At 45.2% G+C, this 26,562-nt stretch carries 18 protein-coding genes and 3 pseudogenes; 8 read left to right on the top strand and 13 right to left on the bottom strand.

Annotation, left to right across the window (positions count from 1 at the left end):
• Window positions 1-3: 3 nt before the first annotated feature.
• The 3 genes from AK965_RS10525 to AK965_RS10515 all read right to left on the bottom strand — a co-directional run bounded on the left by AK965_RS10525 (window position 4) and on the right by AK965_RS10515 (window position 3,481).
• A complete protein-coding gene (locus tag AK965_RS10525; RefSeq protein WP_172438124.1) occupies window positions 4-759 on the bottom strand; it encodes a class I SAM-dependent methyltransferase in 756 nt (251 codons plus the stop codon).
• Between the two features lie 113 nt (window positions 760-872).
• Complete coding sequence (locus AK965_RS10520; RefSeq protein ID WP_099079567.1) at window positions 873-1,376, bottom strand: protein disulfide oxidoreductase; 504 nt, start codon at window positions 1,374-1,376, stop codon at window positions 873-875.
• Window positions 1,373-3,481 (bottom strand): protein-disulfide reductase DsbD, encoded by a 2,109-nt coding sequence (locus AK965_RS10515; RefSeq protein WP_099079566.1) that lies wholly within the window; start codon window positions 3,479-3,481, stop codon window positions 1,373-1,375. The genes AK965_RS10520 and AK965_RS10515 overlap by 4 nt, the downstream gene beginning before the upstream one ends.
• Before the next feature lie 156 nt (window positions 3,482-3,637).
• Between AK965_RS10515 and AK965_RS20255 the strand changes: the two are divergent.
• A pseudogene (locus tag AK965_RS20255) lies at window positions 3,638-3,715 on the top strand (LysR family transcriptional regulator); the annotation flags it as partial.
• Window positions 3,716-3,807: 92 nt separating this feature from the next.
• On the opposite strand, the gene melB reads toward AK965_RS20255, so the two are convergent.
• Both melB and AK965_RS10505 read right to left on the bottom strand, forming a co-directional pair.
• Entirely contained in the window at window positions 3,808-5,181 is a 1,374-nt protein-coding gene (melB, locus tag AK965_RS10510) for a melibiose:sodium transporter MelB (protein WP_099079565.1), read from the bottom strand.
• A 373-nt stretch (window positions 5,182-5,554) separates the two neighbouring features.
• Window positions 5,555-7,672, bottom strand: coding sequence for an alpha-galactosidase (locus tag AK965_RS10505; protein ID WP_099079564.1), 2,118 nt, complete (start codon window positions 7,670-7,672; stop codon window positions 5,555-5,557).
• Window positions 7,673-8,734: 1,062 nt separating this feature from the next.
• On the opposite strand from AK965_RS10505, the gene AK965_RS10500 reads away from it, so the two are divergent.
• The 4 genes from AK965_RS10500 to AK965_RS10485 all read left to right on the top strand — a co-directional run bounded on the left by AK965_RS10500 (window position 8,735) and on the right by AK965_RS10485 (window position 15,853).
• Window positions 8,735-11,827: a beta-galactosidase gene (locus AK965_RS10500; protein WP_099079563.1), complete on the top strand. Its 3,093-nt coding sequence runs from the start codon at window positions 8,735-8,737 to the stop codon at window positions 11,825-11,827.
• Window positions 11,828-12,313: 486 nt separating this feature from the next.
• On the top strand, window positions 12,314-13,645 hold the full coding sequence (locus AK965_RS10495) for a paraquat-inducible protein A (RefSeq protein WP_099079562.1): 1,332 nt from the start codon (window positions 12,314-12,316) through the stop codon (window positions 13,643-13,645).
• Window positions 13,638-15,284 (top strand): intermembrane transport protein PqiB, encoded by a 1,647-nt coding sequence (gene pqiB / locus AK965_RS10490; RefSeq protein ID WP_099079561.1) that lies wholly within the window; start codon window positions 13,638-13,640, stop codon window positions 15,282-15,284. Before AK965_RS10495 ends, pqiB begins: the two co-directional genes overlap by 8 nt.
• On the top strand, window positions 15,284-15,853 hold the full coding sequence (locus AK965_RS10485) for a membrane integrity-associated transporter subunit PqiC (protein WP_099079560.1): 570 nt from the start codon (window positions 15,284-15,286) through the stop codon (window positions 15,851-15,853). Before pqiB ends, AK965_RS10485 begins: the two co-directional genes overlap by 1 nt.
• A gap of 87 nt (window positions 15,854-15,940) precedes the next feature.
• Here the strand turns inward: AK965_RS10485 and AK965_RS10480 are convergent, their stop codons facing one another.
• From AK965_RS10480 to sohB, 8 genes are all read right to left on the bottom strand, one after another.
• Complete coding sequence (locus AK965_RS10480; RefSeq protein WP_099079559.1) at window positions 15,941-17,779, bottom strand: extracellular solute-binding protein; 1,839 nt, start codon at window positions 17,777-17,779, stop codon at window positions 15,941-15,943.
• A gap of 420 nt (window positions 17,780-18,199) precedes the next feature.
• Window positions 18,200-18,901, bottom strand: a complete 702-nt coding sequence (gene pyrF / locus AK965_RS10475) for an orotidine-5'-phosphate decarboxylase (RefSeq protein ID WP_099079558.1) — start codon at window positions 18,899-18,901, stop codon at window positions 18,200-18,202.
• Between the two features lie 73 nt (window positions 18,902-18,974).
• A complete protein-coding gene (lapB, locus tag AK965_RS10470; RefSeq protein WP_099079557.1) occupies window positions 18,975-20,150 on the bottom strand; it encodes a lipopolysaccharide assembly protein LapB in 1,176 nt (391 codons plus the stop codon).
• 18 nt (window positions 20,151-20,168) lie between these two features.
• Complete coding sequence (locus AK965_RS10465; protein WP_099079556.1) at window positions 20,169-20,462, bottom strand: LapA family protein; 294 nt, start codon at window positions 20,460-20,462, stop codon at window positions 20,169-20,171.
• A gap of 140 nt (window positions 20,463-20,602) precedes the next feature.
• The gene (gene ihfB, locus AK965_RS10460) at window positions 20,603-20,887 is read right to left on the bottom strand and encodes an integration host factor subunit beta (protein ID WP_099079555.1); all 285 of its coding nucleotides are present in this window, start codon (window positions 20,885-20,887) and stop codon (window positions 20,603-20,605) included.
• Between the two features lie 213 nt (window positions 20,888-21,100).
• Window positions 21,101-22,771, bottom strand: a complete 1,671-nt coding sequence (rpsA, locus tag AK965_RS10455) for a 30S ribosomal protein S1 (RefSeq protein WP_099079554.1) — start codon at window positions 22,769-22,771, stop codon at window positions 21,101-21,103.
• A 110-nt stretch (window positions 22,772-22,881) separates the two neighbouring features.
• Complete coding sequence (cmk, locus tag AK965_RS10450; protein WP_099079553.1) at window positions 22,882-23,562, bottom strand: (d)CMP kinase; 681 nt, start codon at window positions 23,560-23,562, stop codon at window positions 22,882-22,884.
• A gap of 211 nt (window positions 23,563-23,773) precedes the next feature.
• Window positions 23,774-24,835: a protease SohB gene (gene sohB, locus AK965_RS10445; protein ID WP_099079552.1), complete on the bottom strand. Its 1,062-nt coding sequence runs from the start codon at window positions 24,833-24,835 to the stop codon at window positions 23,774-23,776.
• 312 nt (window positions 24,836-25,147) lie between these two features.
• Between sohB and AK965_RS10440 the strand changes: the two genes are divergently transcribed.
• From AK965_RS10440 to AK965_RS20680, 3 genes and pseudogenes are all read left to right on the top strand, one after another.
• Window positions 25,148-25,888, top strand: coding sequence for a YciK family oxidoreductase (locus AK965_RS10440; protein ID WP_099079551.1), 741 nt, complete (start codon window positions 25,148-25,150; stop codon window positions 25,886-25,888).
• Window positions 25,889-26,019: 131 nt separating this feature from the next.
• Window positions 26,020-26,187: pseudogene (locus AK965_RS10435) on the top strand (recombinase RecA); the annotation flags it as partial.
• A gap of 141 nt (window positions 26,188-26,328) precedes the next feature.
• Window positions 26,329-26,500 (top strand): annotated as a pseudogene (locus AK965_RS20680) (OB-fold nucleic acid binding domain-containing protein); the annotation flags it as partial.
• Between the last annotated feature and the right edge of the window lie 62 nt (window positions 26,501-26,562).

The following is a 26,562-nucleotide window of genomic DNA, read 5'->3' as shown; positions in this document are numbered from 1 at the left end:
AAATCAAAGCTTCTCTGCGACACAGATAAGATTGTTTGAGTTAGTAGTAAACTCCCCTTCTGCCCATGAGCTGTATTTTTTGGTAACACGTAAACCCGCCTGGGCAAGAAATGCTTCTATCTCACTTAACTTTCGGTACTTCAAATCAATGCTTGAATGTGTTGTTGAACCATCTGGGTAGTGACGTTTTTTCTTCAAATAAAGGATTGCACTTTCAGCGTCATAACGTTCGCTCATCCCCATGTACTTCACTTCGCCTTTTTCGGGCAATTCATAGGCCTGCCACAGCGACATTTCAGCATCAATTTCTAAGTTATCGGGCGTTGGTAAACGGGTATCAAAGATGAAACGACCACCTTTGTTAAGGTGATTAGAAATCGAATTAAGGACACCAGCTAACGTCTCATCGGAGAGGAAAGCTTGGAAAGCGTTGCCCGTCATGATCGTCATATCAAAGCGTTTATCGTGAAAGAATTGAGTGGCATCCTGTTGCAAAAAAGAAAGGTTCTCTAACCCCTGCGCTTTATGTTTGGCTTGTTTTAACATCCCCTCGGCAATATCAATGCCGACAGCATTATCGAGTTTCTTGGCGACAGGTATCGTGACAATACCCGTGCCACAACACACATCCAACAAACTTCGAGCACCCATCGTGGTAATGTGCTTTTGTATCAGAGCGATAGCATCTTCGTAATGTTTATCATACTGTGCATCGTATTCCATGCCCGATGCGAACTCACTAAGATCTTGTGTCTTCAAAAACGGTCCTTGTTTATTGTCTACATCCAGATTTCGAATGTAGCACGCCATACTCACCTACACACCTATGTTATTGTAAAAGCGTGAAAAAAGTCGACGTGCTACGCATTAGTTTAAGCCATCCAGATCCTTGCTAAAATGCCCATTGGTGTCGTAACACCTGTGGTGATTGAGCTTACCTTTCCATCTTTTAATACATAGAGAGTCGGCGTCACGCTGATGCTCCATTCTTGCATAATGCTGCTTTTCGGATCGTTGATGTTGTCGAACTGGTAGTCTTTCACCTGCATGAACTTTTGTACGCGCGCTTCCGGTCCGGATGCGCCGGATACTGCAAGCACTTCATAGTAATCGCTTAACCAACTCACGCTTGGGCTAACAAACTTACACGCCGGACACCACGTTGCCCAAAAGTACACAACCACTGGTTCTTCATGACTTTTGGCAATCACATCGACAAACTCGCCATCGGCCATGATCGCACTCAGAGGCGGCGCTTGCTCTTTAGGGATGTCTTTGGTGCGGTACCAATCCATGGCGACCGAAATCACGGTCACCATTTGCAACGCTTGACTAAGCCAGTATTTCAGCGATTTGCGTTTTTTTACTGTGTTCACTTAATCGTGCCTCCGCTCGCTTGTTCGATGGCTTTCACCACAACATCGTCAGTCAGAATCACTGGCAGAGGAATCCCCTCGGGTGCTGCCGGACCATAAACGATATTAAATGGCACGCCAAAGCGACCATGCGCACGTAAGAAGTCGGTGACGGAACCGTTCGGGTGTGTCCAATCGCCTTTCAGTGTCGCGACATTAGGGCTTTGCAACAGTGAGTAAACCGGATCTTGCCAGATCACGCCGATCTTGTTGGCTTTACAAGTCACACACCAGTCTGCGGTGACATCGACGAACACCACACGGCCATTCTTCACGTGGTCTGCAATCGCTTCATTTAACAGTTTTTCCCAAGCCAAATCTTGTGGTAATGGCGTTGCCCAGTGATTGGCTGTCACGCTGCCGAGTACCAGACCACCAGCAATCAGAATCAACGAAACCGTGCCGGAAATTGCTAGCGCTTTATTGCCATAAATACGCTTAACTCGCGCCATGATAAGAATAAACGCGACCAAGCCAATTAAGATCACCCAAAATACTGGCAGATGGTTTGTCATCAGTGATAACAACCACACACTGGTTGCCAACATCATGATGCCGAATACGATTTTTACGACATTCATCCATTGACCTGGTTTTGGCAGTTTCAATGCAATGCCAGGGAAAATAGCCACTAAGATCCAAGGTAGCGCCATGCCTAATGCCAATGCAGTGAAGATAGCAAACAGAGTCACCACGTCTGCACCCAGCGCAAACGCAACAGCAGTTCCAAGGAAAGGTGCTGAACAAGGCGTTGCTAGCAGAGTCGCGAACATACCTTGCACGTAATGTCCAAATAGCGAGTTATCGCCTTTCGAAGCTAACCAAGTATTCGTACCTGAAGACAGGCGAATTTCAAACAAGCCAAGCATGTTGACACCAAACAGTCCGGTTACCAACAGCATTAAGCCTAAGAACCATGGGCTTTGAAATTGCATACCCCATCCGATAGCGTTACCTGTCAGTTTCAGCACTAAGATAAAGCCAGCCAATAACCAGAACGAGGTCAGAATACCTAACGAAGAAGCAATGAATTGCGTGCGAATTTGACGACGTTCCACCCCCTGCGCCGCCACAATGCTGCTTAGCTTCATGCCCAGAACTGGCAAAACGCAAGGCATGATATTCAAAATCAAACCGCCTAATAGCGCGAACAAGAATATGTTCACCAGTGAGGTACTTGGCAAAGCTTCAGTAATCACTCCTGTTTTTGCTTGCGCGGTTTCTTGTGCCAGCAAGTTATTGTCTTTGATTGAGACGTAAATCGATTGGTTATCCAGCTCTACATCACCCAACCAAGTATTCACTAGGTAGTTTACGGTAAGCGTATTGCCCTTTTGATGCTGCCCTTCTAATTTGAAGCTGTAATCGCTGGTTGCTTCATCGACGCCATCAACCAACACTTCTGGTTTTTGCCAACCTTGTGAGTTGGTCAGTTTAATTTGCAGCTTAGATTGGTTTGCATCCCAGTTTGCTTCTGTCACTTCAACAAATGGCGACGCTTGAGGCACACTGCTGACCGCTTGCGCGTAGGTGAACATCACACCTTCATCAACTTGTAAGTCGGAAGGCAAGAAAGACAGCTGAATGTGGTAATCCGTCAATACACAGATCGTTGTACACGAAGACAACGTCAGGGTCGCATCAATCACCACTGGTTTGCTCATGTCTTCAACATGGAACGTCATCGGGAAAACGGTATCACCTTTGTAACCTAACGTCTCGACACCAAGTAGCTCGTACTTTTTCGGATAAGGCCACTGCCAATCGACTTTAGTTAGGTTTTGTGATTTTTCCCAATCAATGGAAGGTGCGATGCCACCCTCACCCGGCGAACGCCAATAGGTTTTCCAATCGCCACTGAGTTTGACATCAAGATATCCCGTTACGGTTTTTGCTAGACGATCTTGCTGCCCGGTAAGCACCAGACGCGTTTGTACTGGCGGGTGTTGCGGATTCGTAAGCCATCCGGTATCCGTCGTTTTCGCGTGCACGAATAACGAAAACAAAGTGAGTGCTAACGTCAGGAAACAGTGAAACGCAGTATGGCGTATAATTGATAGACGCATTGTGAACTCTATAACAGTGGAAACATGGGAAATCATACGTGAGCGTCACTAAAGCTCAAGAGTTCTTGTTTTAAGGAACACTAAATAAGAGTGATAATCTTAAGGTTACTCTTTCTTCAAGTCATTCAACATGCTCAATAAAATAACCTTGCTGACATTCGCTCGTTCGTTTTGATCGCGCAACTGGGTAATTTCACTAAAGCCGCTGAAGCTCTTTCGGTGTCACGTTCTCATAATATTATCCTTATAAAAAACGCCTCCATCTCTGGAGGCGTTTATCTTAGTGACTAAATTGGTAGGGACTACTTAAGTAAAAAGCGTCATACCTAAGCTTGCACTGGAACTCTCTCTGCTTGAGTTTCTTGTTCAGCTTCCTCTTTATTGAAGCCTTCATGAAGATGGTAGTAACGTTGGTAAATCACGCCACTGATAGTCATCATGATTGCTGGTAGACCAATCATCATAAATTCTAGACCCATGATGGTGCTTGCTGATTGCTCAACGTTTGGTACGTAGCCCACAACAGATAGACCCACACCCACGATGAAGCCGCCCGCTGCACCTGCAAATTTCACTAGCATCGTTTGTACTGAGAAGATAACACTCTCACTGCGGCGGCCTGTTTTGTGCTCACCGTAGTCTACAACGTCAGCTAGCATTACTGTTTGAAGTGCGTTCGCGATACCTACGCCAAACTTAATTGCCGCACCCGCCATACCAATCATTAGCGCGTTTGCAGGAGCGATAAAGCCCATCAATAGCAGAAGTACGCAAGATAAAATTGGGAAACCACAAGCGATAGGCCATAGAAGCTTACGCGGCAGCAATGAAGCAATACGTGGGAACAAGAACACACCCGCCACTTCCGCTGCGCCAGCTACTGCCATATAAACTGGGAATAGTTCTGCGTTGCCGAGTGCGTAAGAGAAGTAGTAAATCGCAAAGCCACCAACTAATAGATTCGCAATTTGGAAAGACAGAACGGTACCGATCAGCGCTTTAAGCTGGTCATTTTTACCGATGATAGTCAGTACGTCTTTGAAGTTGAATTTCTCTGCTGGTTTCGCATTCGCCGGTGCTGCTTTCTCTTTTACGTTACGAGCAATCAAGAATGCGCTCATCACAAACAGAACCGCAATCAGCATCGCAACATTGAAGAAACCGTCGCCTTGGTTGCCGTTACCTAGCTCGCCCACAATGTGCAGACCGTAAGTACCAGTAATGAACCATGCAAGGCTTGCGAACAGACGTGGCCATACCACAAGTTTTTCACGTTCTTGGCGAGAGCTTGATAGCGCAGGAATCATTGACCAGTATGGGATATCCATAATGGTGTACGTTAGACCCCATAGGATGTATGCCGCCGCTGCGTAGATGTAAAGCGTAGTGCCTTCAAACATGTGTGTACTGAAAAGGCCAACCAGCACTACTGCGTTTAAGAGCGTACCAATCACAATCCAAGGACGGAATTTACCGAATTTTGAGCGCGTGTTGTCAACGATCACTCCCATCATTGGGTCAGTGATGGCATCGATAACACGAGCAGCTAAGAAGATGGTGCCAACGAAAGCAGCAGACAAGCCGGCTACGTCAGTGAAGTAGAACATTAAGAAGATGTAGATAGGTGCACATGCAAAGTCTTTACCGAGTGCGCCAAGACCGTAGGACAGCTTGGTTTGTAGCGTAATTTTATCAGACATAATCGTTCCTTAGTGTCGTACTGCTATTCATTCCCCTAACTAGAATTCATAACGTCGACGTCTTTTATTTATATTTCGATACTAATGCTACTCACACACTGAATGCCTTACTGTGATCAAAAACCGCTTTATGGGAACGTTTACAGGCAAGTTTTCAAAATGAGACATCGAACAATATTTAGACCTATTAATGGGAGGATATCGTGTTATTTGGGCATTTTTATCAACACTTTACGTTCATTAAGCATGAGAACGATTTCAAATATCCAATTAAAACCAACGCAAAAAGCCGTACAACCTTATAGGTTGTACGGCATACGTTTACGGTTGATAAGCGATAGGTCTCGAATATCGCGAGGTTTAGGGAAAATTGTTAACTGATACGCTCAAACTTCACCAACATTGCGCTTTCTGCATCAAGAATTGGCATGGTTAATCCGATCTCTTCACACCAAGCTCCTGAGAGTTCACAGCCTGATTCAGTCCAAGGCGGTTGGTAGTTAACAATGTCACCGTAATTCGATGGTTTATCTAACACAGACACTCGGTATGTCGCCTTTGGCTCTAACCCCGGTACTCGTAAGTGACCACTCAATGAGTTGGTTGGCATCGCGAGCTGAGCAATCATCACCACCGCTTCCGATTGGTCATGAGAAACCACCGCATGAATTTGATGTGCTTTATCGTCGGTTGGGATTCGCCAAGTTCTGCCGCTGTGTAGCAATGGACGCAGCATTTTGTGCAGCTTGATGTAGCGTTCAAAGCCTTCTTTTTCCACTTGTTCTTCTTTCACTGGGTCAAGCTCAATCCCCATATGACCGAACAGTGCCGTAAGCCCTCGGAACTCGATACTGTGACGACGGCGTGTACTATGACAATGACTCGCACCAATATGGCTACCCATCACTTCTGGCGGGAAGAAGTAGCTCATACCGCGTTGAATGGTTTGACGCTCAAGTGCGTCGTTGTTATCTGAAGCCCAGAATCGATGAGTCCGTTTCAGCACTTCAAAGTCAATACGACCACCGCCTGCCGCACAAGATTCGATCTCGACATTTGGGTGTTTATCACGAACTTTATCCACTAAGTCATAGTAACGTTGGGTTTGATTGTGCGCAGACGCCTGACCAAGATGCGCAGGCTGAACGACTTCACGATTCATATCCCACTTAATGTAGGCGATATTGTAAGTCGATAAGAAGTGATCCAATCGCTCAAACAGGAAGTTAAACGCATCATCATTTTGTAGGTTAATCACATATTGATTTCGACCTGTTGGCTGCTCGTAGCCGTCAACTGCCAACAACCATTCTGGATGAGCACGATATAAATCCGAATCTTTGTTGATCATCTCTGGCTCGAACCACAGACCGAATTCCATGCCGAGCTTATTCACGTGTTCAACAATCGGCTGTAAACCATGTGGATACTTAGTTTCACATAGGAACCAATCCCCTAGCCCAGCTTTATCACCGTTGCGCCCTTTGAACCAACCATCATCAATGATAAAACGTTCAACACCCATCTCCGCCGACTGGGTTGCCATCGACATGATGTATTCTGGATCGTGGTCGAAGTAGATGCCTTCCCACGTATTGAGGTGGATCGGGCGAGCCTTGTCTTTAAAATCGCTTGGTAAAATAGTTTCGCGAACATGCGAATGGAAATGATGGCTCATGCCATTGAGGCCAGTATGACTGTGACTCGCATACAACCATGGAGTGGTTACACTTTCCCCCTCGTTCAGCGCAACTTCCCCTGGCAAATATATAACTTCCGCTTGCATGTAACGGCGACCATCGGCTTTCACGTCTACACGCAATCTGTGGTTGCCACTCCATGCGAAATGGAAGCCCCACACATCGCCATTCATTTCATCAAAGTGAGTCGTGCCAGCAACAAGCGCAGGATAATGTTCATGTGAAGTACGTCCGCGGCGGTTTTCTTGTTGGTAACCGCCTTGCAATAGCGGCTGACGAACCGTCTGGAATTCGTGCACCCAACGGCCGTAGTAAGTCATCAACTCATTTGCACGAGCGGGTAAAGGTAAGGTGTTGGCAAGACGGTTGACTTGGTAAACGCCCGATTTAACGTTAGTCAATGTATGGCGAGTTTTCACAACATCGTGTGCATCTAGCTTGAGCTCTGTCGTTAAATGTAAACCTGCAATGATGTCTTCGCTTGCGATCACTAAACTATCTTTCGTCTGTTGGACATCCGTGATAACAAACACAGGAGCCCAATCTTGCCCGTTTCGGTGCCCCTCTACGCCAGGACTACTAAACACACCGCGACCTAGTTCAGGGTGCAAAGTCATTGATACGTCAGCATCTAGACGTCCGTATGGCACAGGGCGATGCAGAGCTAGACGGTAACGTTCAAGATCACCACTGACTTTTTGTCCCCAATGTAGGATCTCGGCGTACTCACCTAACTCTACAATCAATTGCGTCTGCTGACCTGCTAGCTCAATCAGTGCTTTATCCATCATCTTGTCTTACCTTGGAACTGGAAATTACGCAGCATCATAATGGAAAAAACAAAAGAATCTGTGAGCAACGCCAAAATCATGGGAACGTTTACAAATTATTTTTTAAATTGTATGCCTCATCGCCAACCCTTACTCCCGCTTATATTACGCACCAATCAGTTGATAAAATCTAATTTTCTTTGGTTACTGACTCCTTTAACACCTGCACGTAAAAAATTAAAAAACTGATTTATTAAGAATTTTCCATTATTCAACTCACTACCTCACCGCAACAAAAGAATAAATAAGGCTACAAATCACTCAGTTGAAAGCCTCTCCTCTTGAAGTGGTTAACCGACCGCCGTATTCTTGTGGCTTAGAGATTCTTTATGAAGTGTCTCCCTTGGGTCCTAACTCAAAATCCCAGTTTGACGATGCGGCAAATGCTCGTGTGCAGTGCGCCCGCGAACCATTTGTTGTATATACTTCCTTGTCTCACATGCCCAGTTGATTTCAATTGGGCTCTCTTTCCTTCTCTGTCCTTACTCACAATAAAAACATTATAAATCAGAAACATAATACAGATTAATCTTTGTTTTCTTTTTTAAATCTCCTACATTTAAAGATAACGATTTCAACTAGCAAGAACAAAAAGCAACCTCAAACCACCTTCAAAACCTCCATTTATGCGACCTAAATCACACAAAATAGTAATACCCCCCTCATTACGACAAAAATGCCAACCTTGTCATGTAAACGTTTCCAAAGTTTATTTACACTGCATAGCGAGTTAGGGCTCATATAAAGCATAAATCCATAAATAAAAATAAAATGGAGACACTTCATGAAACAAAAGACGTTTATAAAAACCCTTTCACCTCTTGGTGCGAAATTCGTGATCACCGGTCGTCAATATCTACCGCTCACTGCAGAGTTTTAACCCTTTAATTATCCTTTATTTTGCTGCCAAAAATTCAGAGAACAACACCTGAACGCTTCACGACAGAAATGCAAACTCGCTCGCTTCTGCACCTATTACGGTAACGAAACAAAATTAGAAACAAAAAGTTAAGTAGGAAAACCATGAAGGCATTTTCAGAAATTATCCAAAGACGCGACTGGGAAAACCCGCAATCAGTGAACATTCACTGTCTTAAGGCTCACAGCCCTCTTTCCAGTTTCCGCTATATTGACCATGCCCGCGACGGTATTCAAGCCCAACGTCAATCGCTGAACGGACAATGGAAATTCAAACTGTTTGATGCGCCAGAGCAAGTTGACGGCGAATTCATCGAGTCACAATTCAATGACAAAGACTGGGACGAGATTACTGTCCCTTCAAACTGGCAGATGCAAGGTTACGACAAACCGATCTACGCCAACGTGAAGTACCCGTTTGAGGTGAATCCCCCGTTTGTCCCTAGCGATAACCCAACCGGTTGCTACCGCACTACGGTGTCACTTTCTGAAGCAGACTTGTCGAACACGCAGCGCATCATCTTTGATGGCGTGAACTCGGCTTTCCACCTCTGGTGTAACGGTACTTGGGTTGGCTACAGCCAAGACAGCCGTCTGCCTTCTGAATTCGACCTAACGCCTTACCTTGTTGCAGGAGAGAACAGCTTAGCCGTCATGGTGATCCGTTGGTGTGATGGCAGTTACCTAGAAGACCAAGATATGTGGTGGCTAAGTGGTATCTTCCGCGATGTGACTTTGTTGTCTAAACCACAACACTGCATTGAAGATGTATTCATCACACCCGATTTAGACGCATGCTACCGCGATGGTTCACTGTCGATTGTGACCTCTATTTCTGCGCCAGATAACTTCCAAGTTCAAGTTCAGCTATTTGATGGCGAACAAGCTGTGACAGAGCCACGCATCGACCGTCCACACAACCGCCGCATTGACGAACGTGGTACTTGGGATGACGTGGTATTCCAAACGCTACACGTACGTGAGCCAAACAAATGGACGGCGGAAACACCGAACCTTTACCGCTTAGTCGTTTCACTGTTGGATGAAAACGGCACGCACCTAGAAAGCGAAGCATACCCTGTGGGTTTCCGTAAAGTGGAAATCACCGATGGTCAATTGAAGCTAAACGGTAAGCCTTTGCTGATCCGCGGCGTGAACCGTCACGAACACCACCCAGAGCTAGGTCATGTGATGACGGAAGAGGACATGATCCGTGACATCTGCTTGATGAAGCAATACAACTTCAACGCGGTACGTACCGCGCACTACCCGAACCACCCTCGTTGGTACGAGCTATGTGACCAATACGGTTTGTACGTGTGTGATGAAGCGAACATCGAAACTCACGGTATGCAGCCAATGAACCGCCTATCGAGCGATCCACAATGGGCGCACGCTTACATGAGCCGCTACACCCAAATGGTGATGCGCGATAAAAACCACCCTTCGATCATCATCTGGTCTTTAGGTAACGAGTCTGGTCACGGCAGTAATCACAATGCCATGTACGCTTGGTCTAAAAACTACGATCCTTCTCGCCCAGTGCAGTATGAAGGCGGCGGTTCAAACACCACAGCGACCGACATCATTGCGCCAATGTACGCACGTGTGAATACCGACATCGAAGACGAAGCCGTGCCTAAATGGGCAATCAAGAAATGGGTGTCACTACCAAACGAAACTCGTCCTTTGATTTTGTGTGAATACGCACACGCGATGGGCAACAGTCTGGGTAGTTTTAATGACTACTGGGAAGCGTTCCGTGATTACCCTCGCCTACAAGGTGGCTTTATTTGGGATTGGGTGGACCAAGGCTTGAGCCAATGGGATGAAAACGGCCAACACTTCTGGGCTTACGGCGGCGACTTTGGCGATGAAATCAATGACCGTCAGTTCTGCATCAACGGTTTGATCTTCCCAGATCGCACGGTTCATCCAACGTTGGAAGAAGCAAAATACTGCCAACGCATGATCACCGTATCACTGCAAGAGCAAACCAAAGACGCTTGTACTCTGTTGGTGACGAACGAAAACTTGTTCCGCGTTACTGATAATGAGCAATTGAACTGGTCACTATTGGAAGATGGCAAAGTCATCCAAACAGGGTCGTTCGCACTTAACGTGGAAGCCGATAGCCAAGCAAGTATTGAGTTCGCCCTTAACTTCACGCCAAAAGCGCAGGCGCAATATCACTTAAATACCGACATTACTCTGATTGCGGCAACGCCTTGGGCAGACGCAGAACACGTAGTCGCTTCTGAGCAAATGGCGCTACGCAATACAGCAGGCCTTGCTATGCCAGCGTTGGAAGCGCAACCAGCACCAATGCTAACGCAACAAGACAACGTGATTTTGGTTTCTAGCTTGGATGAAAAACATCAATGGCGTTGGGATAGCCAAACTGGCTTGATGACCGAGTGGCATGTCGATGGCAAAGCGCAAATGCTTGCGACACCACAAGACAACTTCTTCCGTGCACCATTAGACAACGACATCGGCGTCAGCGAAATCGACAACGTCGATCCAAACGCTTGGATGTGTCGTTGGGACATGGCGGGTATCGGCCAGTGGGAACGTCAATGTGTCGCTTGCTACAGTGAAACCCTGGCGCATGCAGTAAAGGTGACCTCGACCTTCGCTTACCATTTTAATGGTGAAGTACGAGCGATCACGACTTGGACGCACACGCTAAGCAATAACGGTGAAATGGCGTTGGCTGTCGACGTGAAACTGGCTGATGACCTGCCACCAATGCCACGCATTGGTTTGGAATTCGAACTGCCATTGAATGATCAAAACGCACCTATCACTTGGCAAGGTTTAGGCCCATTTGAAAACTACCCAGACCGTTTGGCAGCGGCACGTTTTGGCCTGCACACACAAACGCTTGAGCAAATGCACACACCGTACATTTTCCCAACCGACAGCGGATTGCGTTGCGGAACGCAATGGTTGAAGGTGAATGAGTTAGAAATCTCAGGCGACTTCCAGTTCAGTGTGAGCCAGTACGCTCAGCAGCACTTAGCAGCAGCGAAGCACACCAATGATTTGGTCGCAGAAGAGAAGATTTACGTACGCCTAGATCATAAACACATGGGTGTTGGCGGTGATGACTCATGGAGCCCAAGCGTACACAAGGAATTCCAGTTAACGGACAATCAATACGCTTACAAAGTGACGTTCAAACCAGCTCAATAATCGATTGATGAGATAAACACAAAACACGTCAGTGTGCTTAATCCCCAAGTTTCGGCTTGGGGATTTTTTGTTCAAGCTAGGTTCTATTTGCTTTAAAAGCTTGATACATCGCCACTATTCAAACTTGGGTATTTGAGTTCATTCGCCTTGCATTGTTAAATGAAGAATATATTGAATACGGCGAACCAGACGAAACTGGCGGCGAACAAGCCATGGTCAATTTGCTAGCCAATCATCAAGCACCTAAACACCCTGAGCATAAGCTTTTCATGCCGATTCTCGTCAGACGTTCTTCTGTTGGTAGTATCACGGCCTAATAGCAGCAAAAAATGCCAAGATATTCCCAAGCTGCCTCACGATACCTTGGTATGTAACGCGACTCTCTAAGCATCAGAAGTAAGATGCTTGTAAGACTCGCTATGTAAAACAAGCGCATATTTAAAAAAAGGAGTATTCTTAGATATAAAAGTCCGAAATAGTTACTGAATGAGCATTCAACCCAATTCACGTCAATTAATTGCCTGCGAAGAGTGCGGCTTAGTCGTTCGTATCCCGGACATTGAGCAAGGCCAAAAGGCACAGTGCCCTCGCTGCGAGCACTCGCTAACCAAGATCAATGCCAAACCTTATCAGAGCATTATCGCGGTATCTATCGCCTGCCTGATTATGCTGGTTTTAAGCGTTTCTTTCCAATTCATGTCTTTTAGCGTGCAGGGATTATCGCAACAGATTACCTTAATGCATGCAGCAGAAATGCTCGCAGAATTTCACTATGCTTTACTCGGTGCACTTTTGCTCGCCACGGTTTTAGTCCTGCCCGGCATCTATATCAGCCTTATTCTGTTTCTTCATCTAGAAGCACTGAAAACACACCAACGCACATTATCTCGAAAGCGCCAACGTACGGCGAAAGTGCTATGCAGAATTATCTTCCGTATCGAGCCTTGGCTGATGGTGGATGTATTCTTGATTGGTGTATTAGTGAGCTTGGTAAAAATCGCTGCCTTGGCCGAAGTCGGCATGGGGAACTCCTTCTGGGCGTTCTGTTTGTACGCGATACTCGTAGTGAAATGCATCTCAATGGTAGACCGGAGTTGGTTATGGGGGCACTTCATTCCTGTCATTGAATTAGCCAATGTCAAAGAAGGGGACACTCACCACAGCCACAACCACATCGGGTGCCATACTTGCCACCAAATAAACCCTATTGAAGATAAAAAGCACCAAAAGTGCATTCGTTGCCAAAGCCCGATTCACAGATACAACCCAAGTGATAATCTTCAAAAAGCATGGGCGCTGCTGTTTGCCTCGGTGATTTTCTATATTCCTGCCAATTTGTATCCCATGATGTACACCGTCAGCTTGGGCAAGTCAGTAGGTTCAACCATCATGGAAGGAGTAATATTACTGTGGCATCTGGGTTCTTATCCCATCGCAATGGTGATTTTCTTTGCGAGTATTTTTATTCCAATGGCGAAAATGCTGGCGCTAGCTTGGCTCTATTACAATGCCCAAAAAGCGCAGTATTTACCGCCAGAGGAAAGCATATCGCGCCTTAAAGTTTATCGCATGACCGAGTTTATTGGCCGTTGGTCAATGATCGATATTTTTGTTGTCGCTATCTTAGTTGCGCTAGTTCAACTGCATAACTTAATGGCGATTTACCCAGGCCCTGCGGCGTTATCATTTGCTGCAGTAGTCATTTTAACCATGCTTTCTGCCATGACTTTTGATTCACGTTTGCTTTGGCAACTACCTCAACATAATACGCAGAAACCACGAACGAATAACTTAACTGAGAAAGCTAAATATGAGTGATGATAATCAGGCAACCGCTCAAATAAAGCCTAAGAAGCAAGTTTCTGCGATATGGATTATTCCTATCCTAGCACTCGCAATGGGGGCGTGGATGTTATTCCAATATATAACCAGTACTGGCCCTGAAATTACCTTAGAGCTTCCAACCGCTGAAGGGATTGAGGTTGGCAAAACGGACATTAAAGCGCTGAACGTTAAAGTTGGCACCATTACCAAAGTAACGTTGAGCAAAGATTATGACCACATTATTGCCACGGCGCAGATGGATCGTGACGCAGTTCGAATGTTACGTGACGATACATTATTTTGGGTCGTTAAACCAAGGGTTGGCCGTGAAGGCGTTTCCGGATTAGAAACACTACTCTCAGGCGCTTACATACAACTGCAACCTGGAAAATCCGGCAAAGAGAAACGAAAATTTACTATTTTAGATACGCCTCCTGTTGCTCCGCCTGATGCGAAAGGCCTAAGAGTGGTATTGACTCATCCCGAGGCGGGAAAACTCGGCGTGGGCGACCCGGTCATTTATAAAGGCTTTACCGTAGGACGCGTAGAAAAAACCAGCTTCGACGTGAAAGATAAACTTGCGCATTATCAGTTATTTATTCTCCAGCCATACGACAACCTGGTTCGAACTAAGACAAAGTTTTGGTTAAATTCCGGTGTCGATTTACAGCTTAATGCTAATGGTTTCGACTTAAAATTTGGCTCCTTAGAAAGCATATTAACAGGGGGGGTTACTTTTAGCATTATTCCTGAAAATAGTATCAGTAAACCCTTAACCAAAGAATTAGTGCATTTTCGTCTTTACGACGATATTAAGCAGGTACGTGCAGACATGTACAGCAATTACGTTGACTTCGTTATGCTGTTTGATGAATCCGTTCGCGGTTTGAAAACAGAGGCCCCCGTAGAATATCGTGGTTTAAGAATTGGTACGGTGATGAAAGTCCCGATGGATTTATCACATAGTAACAACGAGTTTTCCGTAAAAAATATTCCCGTTCTTGTAAGAATTGAGCCAGGACGTATCTACGAAAACTTCAATCCAAGTTTATTACAAGACTTTAAACGCGAAATAATGTCTGAGTTTTCCAAGGGCTTGCGCGGCACGCTAAAAACTGGCAGCTTGCTGACTGGTGCATTATACATTGAAGCTGACTATTACTCTGATGAATCTAGTTACACTGCAAGTGAATACTCAGGTATTGATGTATTTCCGACTAAACGCGGCAGCTTTGCTCAGGTTCAGATTCAGATCAATGATTTTCTTAAAAAAATAAACAACTTACCTTTAGAAGATGCACTTTCCTCACTCAGTACAACATTGAATACAACCGATAAAACCTTGGCTTCAATCCAGCAAACGGTAGCCAATGTAAACCAATTGCTGACCTTGAATGACACTCAACAGATTCCGAAAGATATTCGCCAAAGCCTCCAACAACTGCAAAAAACGCTAGATGGCTACGGCCCCAACTCAACCATGTACAGTGAAATGGAATCTACGCTGAAAGAACTTGAGCAAGTCATGTCTGAATTCAAACCAGTGTTGAAGCAGCTTAATGAAAAGCCAAACTCTTTGGTATTTGGCGAGGATGACGTCAAAGATCCGATCCCAGTTAGAGGGCAAAAATAATGAAACGTGGACTTTTATTGATTTCCGCCCTGCTAGCCGGTTGTAGCAGTGCACCGGAAGAAACCGGAGCCTTGTATGTATTACCGGAAGCCAATGTAGTAATGATAAGTAATAGCGTGATCGCACAGCGACCTCAACTCGTTGTGTATCCCGTCGAACTTGCGAGCTATCTGGCAGACAGTGGCATCGTGTATCGCACTTCAGAAATGCAAATCATTCAAGCAAAAAACAATTTATGGGCGCACAGTATTTCAGAGCAAATTACTCAACGCGTGATCGATGAACTGCGTGCTAAACAAAGCCAATATTGGCCCGTTGAAGTGGATAACCTGCTCGCTCAAAGCAACGAGAGCAAGCTACAACTGACACTCAACAAATTCAACGGAAGCTACCAAGGCAATGCTGAACTTGAAGGTGAATGGCGAGTGATCAATGCCGATGGCAAAGTAACAACGAGAGCCCCTGTAAGTATCTCAGTGCCTTTGCAAGATGAGGGCTACGATGCCTTAGTCGATGCTTTGTCAACGGGTATACATCAGCTAACTGACCAAATGGCTAAGAATATATAGCGACACATTGCCTGACAGAAACGAAAAAGCCCTGACTCATGCTCATGAGTCAGGGCTTTGGATTATTTAACGTTTAGCGTTTAGTGACTAAAGCTTGTAGCGCTCATCAACCACGGTCACTTCAGGGAAGGCTTTGCCACTCTTCATCGCTTTTTGCGTCTCTTTCTTCACCGTTTTATCTATCCAGAAGTTACCGATGTCCATTGGATGGAACATGCTTACCGTATTTTTGGTCATACCCTCTTTTGGCACTTTCACCCAACGCCAGTGTGCATCACGTGTGTATGGAACCATATAACCTGGGACAATAACATTCGCATCGCCTACGTATTTTTGAATCTTACGTGATAAGTCGTAGCGCTTTTGCAGCTCAAACTCGTTGTCGTACGCTTCAATCAGCTTATCCAGCTCAGGGCTGCTGTAGTTAGTATGTGCGTTTGTCTGCGGCTTATTCGCATTAGCAGAATGGAAGTACTCCCAATAAGCAGGGATTTCACCTGACCCCATATTGAGGAATGCTAACTGGTGCTTTTTCTCCAGAATGAATTTAAACGCAGAAGAACCATCAACAAGGTTAAGCGTAAACTCAAGCCCCGCAAGTTTCGCCTGCTCTTTTAGGTAGGCAATACGTGGGGTATGAGAGTTGTAACCGTAAGTAATTGCAAAGCTTAATCGTTCGCCCTTATCGTTAACTCGAATGCCATCCGAACCTACTTTATCAAAACCAGCGTTTTCAAAGTGCTTAATCGCTGTTGCGGCATCAAACTTAGGCGGCGTATTACTTGGGTCATCATAACCACCATGACCAAAGCCTAAACCATGTGGCTTACGTGAGTAGTCACCGCGCATGATGTTTTCAATCATACCGTCATAGTCTGTTGCGAGCATCACGCCCTTACGTACTTCTAGGTTATCCAGCATTGGCTGAGCGGTATTCATCCACAAACCACCCGCTCCTTGTGGAGACTGATTAAACCCCCAATACTTTTGCACATAGCCATTTTTGTAAACATCACTATTGGTCTTATCATGCCAAAAGTTTGGTAATACCATATCAAAGTAATCGAGGTTACCTTTTTCAAAGTGCTTCATCGCGATGTCTAAGTCACGAATAACAGTAATACGTACTTTGTCTACATTATAACGATTTTTATAGTAACGGTTGTTATATCCCCACCAATCGTCACCGACATGCTTAAAGGTAACACTCTTGCCTTTTTTCACGTTATCTATGTAGTAAGGCGCTGCCGTAGGTTCCGCTTTGAAGTTAAATTTACGGACAAAATTGTCAGGCATGCCATCTTTGTTTTCGTCTTTTTCCCCTTCAAAAAAGTGCTCTGGACGAGGTTGAAAACCATTACTTGGCATATTGATCATCACCATCAACGAGTCATTACTTTGCGCAACGGCTAAGCTTACTTTGATAGTGTAGTCGTCGATTTTCTCAACGCTCACTATGCTGTTTTCAAAGAAGTCGTTGTACCACGGATCGATAATGTCGTCAGAGGTGTAGTACTTCATCATAAACACGTAATCATCAGCGGTGATTTTTTCACCATCCGACCATTTAGCGGTATCATCTAACTTAAAGTAAACGGTTTTATAGTCATCCCCGAACGCCCATTCTTTTGCAAGCTGAGGGATCCATTTACCTGTATTTGGGTGGCGTTGAGCAAGCTTTGGCGTTCCATCCATTAAATACTGACGCAGCCCTGAGTTTGCATCAGGCCCGACGCTACGTAATGTTTGGGGAAAGCTCTGTATATACGTTCGATAAGTCCCACCTCGTACCGCATCTTCTGAAGCAAATAGTGGTTCGTTATTATTCGAAATCCATTCTATATCTGCAGGCAGCTCAGCCGCATTTAGCTGAAAGCTCGTCGCAGCCAATGTCGCCAGTGCTGCAAATGGCAGAGTCTTTATCATTGTATCTTCCTTGTTGTGTTTACGTAGTAAGGCGAATAGAACAACAACAAGTGAATCTCAGAGAGACTGCGCAAAGGCACAGTAAAGGAAATGATAAGCGCTAATACAAAGCAAGTCCCTATTCGCTTCTGTATTAATATCAGAGAGTTTCACTAGGTCATCCTGACCTTACAACGCAGTGAATGCATCCACACCATAGTATTCGTTACACATTTGTAACGCAACCCATCAATAACACATGGTTGCACTTTCCGAGTATCACAACAATTTATGTGAGTAAAATGTGATCCCCGTAGTGGCAACAGCCACATCGTGTCCTCATACAATATCAATCGCAGGATTTTCAGTCCTTTTTTCAGCTGTAAAACAAAAAAGGTGAAGCGTTCCCACTCCACCTTTCGTAGCTAACTCTGATGAATTTTACATGTTCGCAAGGCTGTCGTTGATTGACTTAAGCACAGCGGCTGGATCCGTAGCCTGCGTAATAGGACGACCAATAACCAAGTAGTCTGACCCCGCTTGGATTGCATCAACCGGCGTCATGATACGGCGTTGGTCACCTTGCTCTGAGCCTGCTGGACGGATACCAGGCGTCACCAATTTGAACTCTTTGCCTAGTTCGTTTTTAAGTAGAGAAGACTCTTGCGCTGAACATACCACACCATCAAGGCCAGAGTTTTTAGTCAGCGTCGCAAGACGAATGACTTGCTCTTGAGGCGCAATATTTAAGCCGACACCTGCGAGATCACTCTGCTCCATGCTAGTAAGCACTGTCACACCAATCAGCAGTGGGCGGTCTTTGCCGTAAGGTTCAAGAATTTCACGTGATGCTGTCATCATGCGCTCACCACCACTCGCGTGCACGTTCACCATCCATACACCCAGTTCAGCCGCAGCGCGAACTGCTTTTGAACACGTATTCGGGATATCGTGAAACTTAAGGTCTAGGAATACAGAGAAACCCCGTTTATGAAGCTCACGTACGAAATCAGGACCAAATAGCGTAAACATTTCCTTGCCTACTTTTAGGCGACATGACGCAGGATCAATTCTATCTACGAAGGCAAGCGCATCAGCTTGGTTATCATAATCCAGTGCGACAATAACTTTTTGGTCGATCATTTCATCTCCTAACTATTTTCTTTTTGTTCTAAAAAAATGCAGCAGACAAAAAATTCTGCCTGCTGCATTAATACTATTCGCCGTCCAATCCGCGGATTGGCTTGATCGTCCCCCACCCTTTACAAGATGGGCAATGCCAGTAAAGGGAATGAGTCGAGAAGCCACACTTCCGGCATCGGTAATGCGGTTTTACTTTTAATTGTTCACCAACCATCGCTTGTAGCGTCGACAAACTGTCCTTCGCTCGACCATCTTCTGCTTCAGCAATGTGATAATCAATCAAGCGGTAAAAACCTTTCATGGTTGGGTTTTTCAGTAACTGTTTAGTCAGTAGTTCTTGCGCAGCCGCGACACTCTCATGATGAGCGACCATTTGCGCTAACATTAACTCGGAAGACACACCGGCTTTTTTGTCGATACATGCACGCAAGAATTCCACCAGCTCATCTTCTTGCCCTAAGTGGTGATAACACTCTGCGATAGTAGGTAATACATCACTAATGAAATCTTTATCCTGATCTAAGACACCGGAGAGGTACTTAATCGTCTGCTTGTAGTCCTCTGACTCTAGGTAAATCCTTCCTAAAGAGATGTTAGCACGCACACATTTTGGGTCTTCAGATAGTGCTCTCTTGAAGTGTTGAATCGCTTTACTGGTGTTGCCATCCGCTTGGTCAAGCATCGCCAGTTCACACCAGAAATGCGCAATGTTGGCACGGATTCGAGTACGCTTCTTGCCCATTTTGGCCAGTTGATTGGCGTAGTGAATCGCTTTATCCCACTCACGCGTTTGTTGGTAGATAGTGACAAGCTGTTGAAGTGCACTTTCGCGATGGTCGGGTTCTTCAACTAATTGCTCAAAGATTTTTTCTGCTCGATCTAAAAAACCGGAAGCCATGTAGTCTTTCGCAAGCTGCTGAAGTGCTAGATTTTTCTGATCTAGAGTCAAACCAGAACGAGAAATAAGATTTTGGTGAATTCGAATTGCGCGATCAACCTCGCCACGAGAACGGAAAAGGTTACCTAACGCTAGGTGAGTGTCTATCGTTTCGTTATCGACTTGGAGCAATTCAATAAAATGGTCAACCGCCTTATCTGATTGATCAGATAGGAGCAGATTTAGACCCGTCATGTATTGACGGGATATCTGATGAGATTGCTTCTGCTTGTCTTGCTGAGCGCTTCGATGCCCCATGTACCAACCATAGGCGGCCGCTATCGGCAATAACAAGAAGAGTAGTTCAAGCATTAAAGTTAAGCCTTATCCTTATGCCTGTTTTTCTATTGCTGGTTTCGCAGGTTTTTCTGCTTCAGCGGGCTCATACTTTTTAAGTTTCTTTTTCAGACGGCGAACTTGAAGCTGAGTCTTGAACTGGATGCTAGCGAAGATAACCCATGCCAAAGCAAAGCCAACCACAAACACCACGCCCAAAAGGGTTGATAAGTGGAACTCACCTTGTGCTAACAGGTAGTTGAAGGTCACGATCTCTTGGTTTTGAGAACCTAAAGCCAGTGCAATTAAAAAGAGCGCTAAAACAGCAATGATTTTTATAATTTTCATATTACATCACCCTTTGAGGAGTAAGTAGGTAAGATTATGCAGGAAAATGTTTCTTCAGACCATGTATATTACCAATAATCTAGTTATAAAAAAGCGGCATACACGAGAGTATGCCGCTTTTTTAATCTAATAAGAGAGCTTTAGCCACCCATATTCACTCGCTCACGAAGCTCTTTTCCTGGTTTAAAGTGAGGTACGAACTTACCTTCTAGCTCCACTTTGTCACCCGTTTTTGGATTACGACCTACGCGAGGTTCACGGTAATGAAGAGAAAAACTACCAAAGCCGCGGATCTCAATGCGATCACCACTCTCTAGTGTAGAGGCCATGTGCTCCAAAATATCTTTTACAGCATCCTCTACCTCTTTCGCTGATAAATGTGTTTGTTCAGCGCAGAGTCTTTCAATCAGTTCAGACTTAGTCATAGTTGCCCTCTTTGAGTATCTTTATCACTCATTATAGTAAGTAATACTAATTCCAACAAACACTTGCTACCAATTCTAGTCAAAAATCATGCAAAGTGCGCAATCAAAAAATGTCTTTTTTTAAAATAGATTATCGACATTAGTATTACCACTTCTGTTATCGCAAGCATAAAAAAGGAGCCTTGCGGCTCCTTTTTAGCTTAAGCGAGTAAATTATTCGCCTTTAGCAGCTTTGAAAGCGTCAGCCATTGCATTACCAAAAGCAGCTTCGTCTTGCTTGTTGATAGATGCCATTGCTTCTTGCTCGTCCGCTTCATCTTTAGCTTTGATAGATAGGTTGATTACGCGGTTCTTACGGTCAACACCTGTGAACTTCGCTTCAACAACATCACCAGCGCTTAGGATTAGAGAAGCATCTTCTACGCGATCGCGAGATACTTCAGAAACACGGATGTAGCCTTCAACGCCTTCTGCGATTTCAACTGTAGCGCCTTTAGCGTCAACAGCAGTTACAGTAGCGTTAACTAGAACACCTTTCTTAGTATCAGCAACGTAAGCATTGAATGGGTCGTTTTCCATTTGCTTAACGCCTAGAGAGATACGCTCACGCTCAGCGTCTACTGCTAGAACAACTGCAGAGATCTCGTCGCCTTTCTTGTACTCACGTACCGCTTCTTCACCAGTAACATTCCAAGAAATGTCAGATAGGTGAACTAGACCGTCGATGCCGCCTTCTAGACCGATGAAGATACCGAAGTCAGTGATAGACTTGATCTTACCAGTAACTTTGTCGCCTTTAGCTTGTGCTTCAGCGAATGACTGCCATGGGTTAGCTTTACACTGTTTCAGGCCTAGAGAGATACGACGACGTTCTTCGTCGATTTCAAGAACCATAACCTCAACTTCGTCGCCAACATTAACAACTTTAGATGGGTGGATGTTCTTGTTAGTCCAATCCATTTCTGAAACGTGAACTAGACCTTCAACGCCTTCTTCGATTTCAACGAAGCAGCCGTAGTCAGTTAGGTTAGTTACGCGACCAGTTAGTTTGTGACCTTCTGGGTAACGCTTAGCAATTGCTACCCATGGATCTTCGCCTAGTTGCTTAAGACCTAGTGATACGCGAGTACGCTCACGGTCAAACTTAAGAACTTTAACTTGGATCTCGTCACCAACGTTAACGATTTCAGATGGGTGCTTAACGCGCTTCCAAGCCATATCTGTGATATGTAGAAGACCGTCAACGCCACCTAGGTCAACGAACGCACCGTAGTCAGTAAGGTTCTTAACGATACCTTTAACTTCAGAACCTTCTTGTAGAGTTTCTAGAAGCTCGTCACGCTCAACGCTGTTCTCAGATTCGATAACTGCACGACGTGAAACCACTACGTTGTTACGCTTTTGGTCAAGTTTGATAACTTTGAACTCTAGCTCTTTGTTTTCTAGGTGAGCAGTGTCACGGATTGGACGTACGTCTACTAGAGAGCCAGGAAGGAAAGCACGGATACCGTTTAGTTCAACAGTGAAACCGCCTTTAACTTTACCGTTGATGATACCAACAACAGTTTCAGCTTCTTCGTAAGCTTTCTCAAGAACGATCCAAGCTTCGTGACGCTTAGCTTTCTCACGAGAAAGTTGAGTTTCACCGAAACCATCTTCAACAGCGTCTAGAGCTACGTCTACTTCAGCACCAACTTCAACTTCAAGTTCGCCAGCAGCGTTCTTGAACTGTTCAGCAGGGATAGCAGATTCAGACTTAAGACCAGCGTCAACAAGAACGTAACCGTTCTCGATAGCTACTACAGTACCTTTAACGATGCTGCCTTGTTGGAATTCTGTTTCGTTTAGAAACTCTTCAAAGAGTTGAGCAAAAGATTCAGTCATTTATTTAATCTTCAATAAATTAAACGTCCACGGGTATCCTACCGCATGGGGTTATTAAATTCGCCAGTCATCATCCTTGCGACCAACGCTCTTAGTCTAGCCGAGCGTAATTACTCAGCTAGCTTCGATTCGATATATTGTAGTGCTTTTTCTACCACTTCGTCGATAGTCATCGACGTAGAATCTAGCACAAGCGCATCCTCTGCAGGGCGTAGTGGCGCCACTGGGCGGTTACGATCTCGATCGTCACGCTCTTGGATCTCGCTTAAAAGGTCATCAAATTTAACATCTAACCCTTTATCTTGCAACTGTTTAAGGCGACGATTAGCACGCTCTTCTGCGCTCGCATCAAGGAAAATTTTCGCTTGTGCCTTCGTAAATACAACGGTCCCCATATCACGACCATCAGCAACAAGCCCTGGAGCAGCTTCAAATGCACGCTGACGACGTAACAACGCCTCACGAACGCGTGGTAGTGCTGCCACTTTAGACGCCGCCATACCAGTTTCTTCTTTACGAAGCTCGCCAGAGACATCTTCGCCTTCTAAAATCACTTTTACTAGATCACCTTCAGCAACAAACTGAACGTCTAGGTGAGTAGCAAGCGGGACAAGCGCGTCTTCTGACTCAGTGTCTACACCGTGGTGAATCGCTGCGAGTGCAAGTACACGATAAATTGCGCCAGAATCAAGAAGGTGAAAACCCAACTTCTTCGCTAGCAACATACATAAAGTGCCTTTACCTGCACCACTAGGTCCATCTACGGTAACAACCGGAGTTTGAGAGGACATGTTCTTCTCCACCTATAATTTCTTTTTTCAGCATTTTGCTCGATTTTCGAGGCGCATATTATACGGGCATTAGTCCTCTGGAGCGAGGAAAAATGTCGTGTAAAGCATTACACCCCATGCGCCGTTGGGTTCACGCTATTGAGGAAAGTTCCAATAAAAAGGCGAAAATTTTCACCCTCGCCGTTTTAAAACTTAAATGCACTCCAAACGATTAAACTATCGGCTTTTGTCCGCGCTCAGCCAACTTCAGTACCACACTGTCAGCCACTTTACCGGCAACACCCGCCAACTTGTCTGCTAGTTTCTTCTTCTGTACGTAGTGAATAGACAGAACGGTCTTCTCTTTGCATGCCGCAACCACGAGATCGTCAGATGTGCTGATTTCGTCCACGAGACCTAATTCTTTCGCCTGCGTACCAAACCAGTGCTCACCGGTCGCGACTTTATCAAGTTCTAGCTCAGGACGGCGCTCACGAATAAAGTCTTTGAACAAGACATGGGTCTCTTCCAACTCTTGCTTAAATTTATCACGCGCTTTGTCGGTGTTCTCACCAAACATCGTCAATGTGCGTTTGTACTCGCCTGCCGTTAACTGCTCGTACTCAATATCATGCTTTTTCAGCAGTTTGTTGAAGTTAGGGATCTGTGCGATAACGCCGATAGAACCCACAATCGCAAATGGCGCAGACACAATCTTATCTGCCACACACGCCATCATGTAGCCGCCGCTTGCCGCCACTTTGTCGACAGAAATGGTCAGTGGTAGACCCGCAGCTTTAATGCGGTCAAGTTGAGAAGATGCCAAACCGTAGCCATGAACCATGCCACCGCCTGACTCTAGGCGAAGCAATACTTCATCGCCTTCGCGAGCCACCGCTAATACTGCCGTGATCTCTTCACGCAGTGATGCCACTTCTTTTGCATCGATGCTGCCGTTGAAATCAAGAACAAACAGGTGCGGTTCGCGTTTACTATCTAGCGCTCCTTCTTTGTTCGCTTGTTTGATTTCTTTCTCGCGAGCTTTGTTCTTTTCTTTTTCTTCTTTTTTTACCGCTTTGTCACGTGCCTTGATGAATGCTTCATCATGTAGATGATGCTCTAGCTGTTCTATCGCGTCTTTGTGACGTTCTGAAAGATTCGTTACCTCCAACTCACCTTTCGCTGCACCGGATTTACCACCCGCTGATTTAGCAATAACTAACAGCACAATGACCGCTGCAACTACAGTGACAATCTTAGCCAAAAACAGACCGTAATCTAATAAAAATTCCAATGAGAGCTCCTTTATCTCATACCAGTAATAGGCATCGATATGTTACGTAGAAAAATCAATAAAAAGGTAGGGAAATGTGTAACCTCTTGTTCTGATTGATAGGGTTCGCATAACATTCCGGACAACCGTTCTGGAATTGGTATAACACATGAATTGGTGTATTGTAACCATCTTGTCACGATTACCAAGATTTTCCATCGAGAAACGGGCGCATTAATACCCAAGTCACCTCAAGATGCTAATCTCAACGTGAATAACTTGGGTACAGCACCTATATATCGGAACTATATACAATAATAAGGATTAAACACTGTGAACTACTCCGTTTCAGCAGATGCCTTAAAAGGTAAAGTCATTCTTGTTACTGGCGCAGGCAATGGCATTGGCCGCCAAGCCGCTCTTTCATACGCCGAACACGGTGCAACGGTCATTCTACTTGGCAGAAACGTTAACAACCTTGAGTCTATCTATGATCAGATTGAATCAGCAGGCTACCCACAACCAGCTATTATCCCTCTCGATCTAAAAGGTGCAACCAAGCAACACTACATCGATATGGCCGAAACCATTGAAGGTCAGTTTGGTCGTTTAGATGGCCTACTGCACAACGCTGGCGTACTCAGCACGCTGTGTCCGTTTGAGCAAATCAATGAAGAAGATTTCGACGACATCATGCAGATCAACGTAAAAGCCGAAGTTCTGATGACCCAGACACTACTGCCTATCATGCGTAAATCAGAGGCGGGTCGTATCATCTTTACCTCTTCAACGGTGGGTCACTCTGGCCGCGCTTTCTGGGGACCATATGCGATTTCTAAATTTGCGGTAGAAGGCATGATGCAAGTATTGGCAGACGAACTTAGCGATACACCAATGCGCGTTAATGCCATTAACCCTGGTGCAACTCGTACTCGTATGCGTGAAAAAGCGTACCCAGGTGAAGATGCGAACACACTAAAAACGCCATTGGATATCATGCCGCTTTACCTTCACTTGATGGATCCAGCGGTCACGGACGTGAACGGCCAATGTATCGATGCTCAACCAAAGTAAGTAACAGACTCACGCAACCTCACTAAATCGATTAAAAAGGCAGCAAACGCTGCCTTTTTTCCGTTTTATTCGCCACAAAAATCTTCCGCCTTTCTATTACATAAACATACTGCACATACAGGCATTTATTTATGCGAGACATCATCCAACACTTAAAAAACCAACCTCTTGTTTGGCAAGCAAATTTACCCAAAGCGGACAACAATCAGTTCCTAAGCAGCGCCGGCTTTCCTGAACTGGACTCACTGCTTGGTGGCGACTTCCCTCCTAATGGCGTGGTTGCCGAGCAGCAAAGCATTTAGCAAAATATAAACTTAGGGAATGCTGCGCCGTTGTGCCGAGACTTGCAAGTGCACCCTTTTCTTAAAAAACGGAATGGTGATGAGCCAGTCAACTCCCCATCAGAGGAAGTAAAACGCGTACTAGAGCGCACCATGAGCGTGACATTTTTCACACTATAAGACGATACTGGCAGCATCAATGTGGTTGTATGGAGAGCAACAGCACGCGCTCAAAAGCAAGCTTATCTCACTTCAAAAGTACTGATGGTCAAGGGCATCTTAGATGCATGAGGGAGAAGTCACACACGTGATTGCTGGTAAGCTTATTGATTGCACACACAACCTTGCTGAGTATTTCCTATACAGTAACAAAAGCAAAGTCATGATAAGTTT

This window comes from Vibrio sp. PID17_43, assembly GCF_002608565.1.
In the GTDB taxonomy this organism is placed as follows: Bacteria; Pseudomonadota; Gammaproteobacteria; order Enterobacterales; family Vibrionaceae; genus Vibrio.
The sequence above is the reverse complement of the archived record's forward strand: the minus strand, read 5'-3'. Positions and strand labels throughout refer to the sequence as shown.

Bases quoted from the DNA above. Each gene is read 5' to 3' on its own strand.
- AK965_RS10480 (WP_099079559.1), bottom strand. From the start codon at position 17,779: ATGATAAAGACTCTGCCATTTGCAGCACTGGCGACATTGGCTGCGACG.
- AK965_RS10505 (WP_099079564.1), bottom strand. From the start codon at position 7,672: ATGATGGATAAAGCACTGATTGAGCTAGCAGGTCAGCAGACGCAATTG.
- cmk (WP_099079553.1), bottom strand. From the start codon at position 23,562: ATGTCCTCTCAAACTCCGGTTGTTACCGTAGATGGACCTAGTGGTGCA.
- AK965_RS10465 (WP_099079556.1), bottom strand. From the start codon at position 20,462: ATGAAAATTATAAAAATCATTGCTGTTTTAGCGCTCTTTTTAATTGCA.
- pqiB (WP_099079561.1), top strand. From the start codon at position 13,638: ATGAGTGATGATAATCAGGCAACCGCTCAAATAAAGCCTAAGAAGCAA.
- ihfB (WP_099079555.1), bottom strand. From the start codon at position 20,887: ATGACTAAGTCTGAACTGATTGAAAGACTCTGCGCTGAACAAACACAT.
- lapB (WP_099079557.1), bottom strand. From the start codon at position 20,150: ATGCTTGAACTACTCTTCTTGTTATTGCCGATAGCGGCCGCCTATGGT.
- AK965_RS10485 (WP_099079560.1), top strand. From the start codon at position 15,284: ATGAAACGTGGACTTTTATTGATTTCCGCCCTGCTAGCCGGTTGTAGC.
- AK965_RS10515 (WP_099079566.1), bottom strand. From the start codon at position 3,481: ATGCGTCTATCAATTATACGCCATACTGCGTTTCACTGTTTCCTGACG.
- AK965_RS10500 (WP_099079563.1), top strand. From the start codon at position 8,735: ATGAAGGCATTTTCAGAAATTATCCAAAGACGCGACTGGGAAAACCCG.
- AK965_RS10495 (WP_099079562.1), top strand. From the start codon at position 12,314: ATGAGCATTCAACCCAATTCACGTCAATTAATTGCCTGCGAAGAGTGC.
- pyrF (WP_099079558.1), bottom strand. From the start codon at position 18,901: ATGATCGACCAAAAAGTTATTGTCGCACTGGATTATGATAACCAAGCT.
- rpsA (WP_099079554.1), bottom strand. From the start codon at position 22,771: ATGACTGAATCTTTTGCTCAACTCTTTGAAGAGTTTCTAAACGAAACA.
- melB (WP_099079565.1), bottom strand. From the start codon at position 5,181: ATGTCTGATAAAATTACGCTACAAACCAAGCTGTCCTACGGTCTTGGC.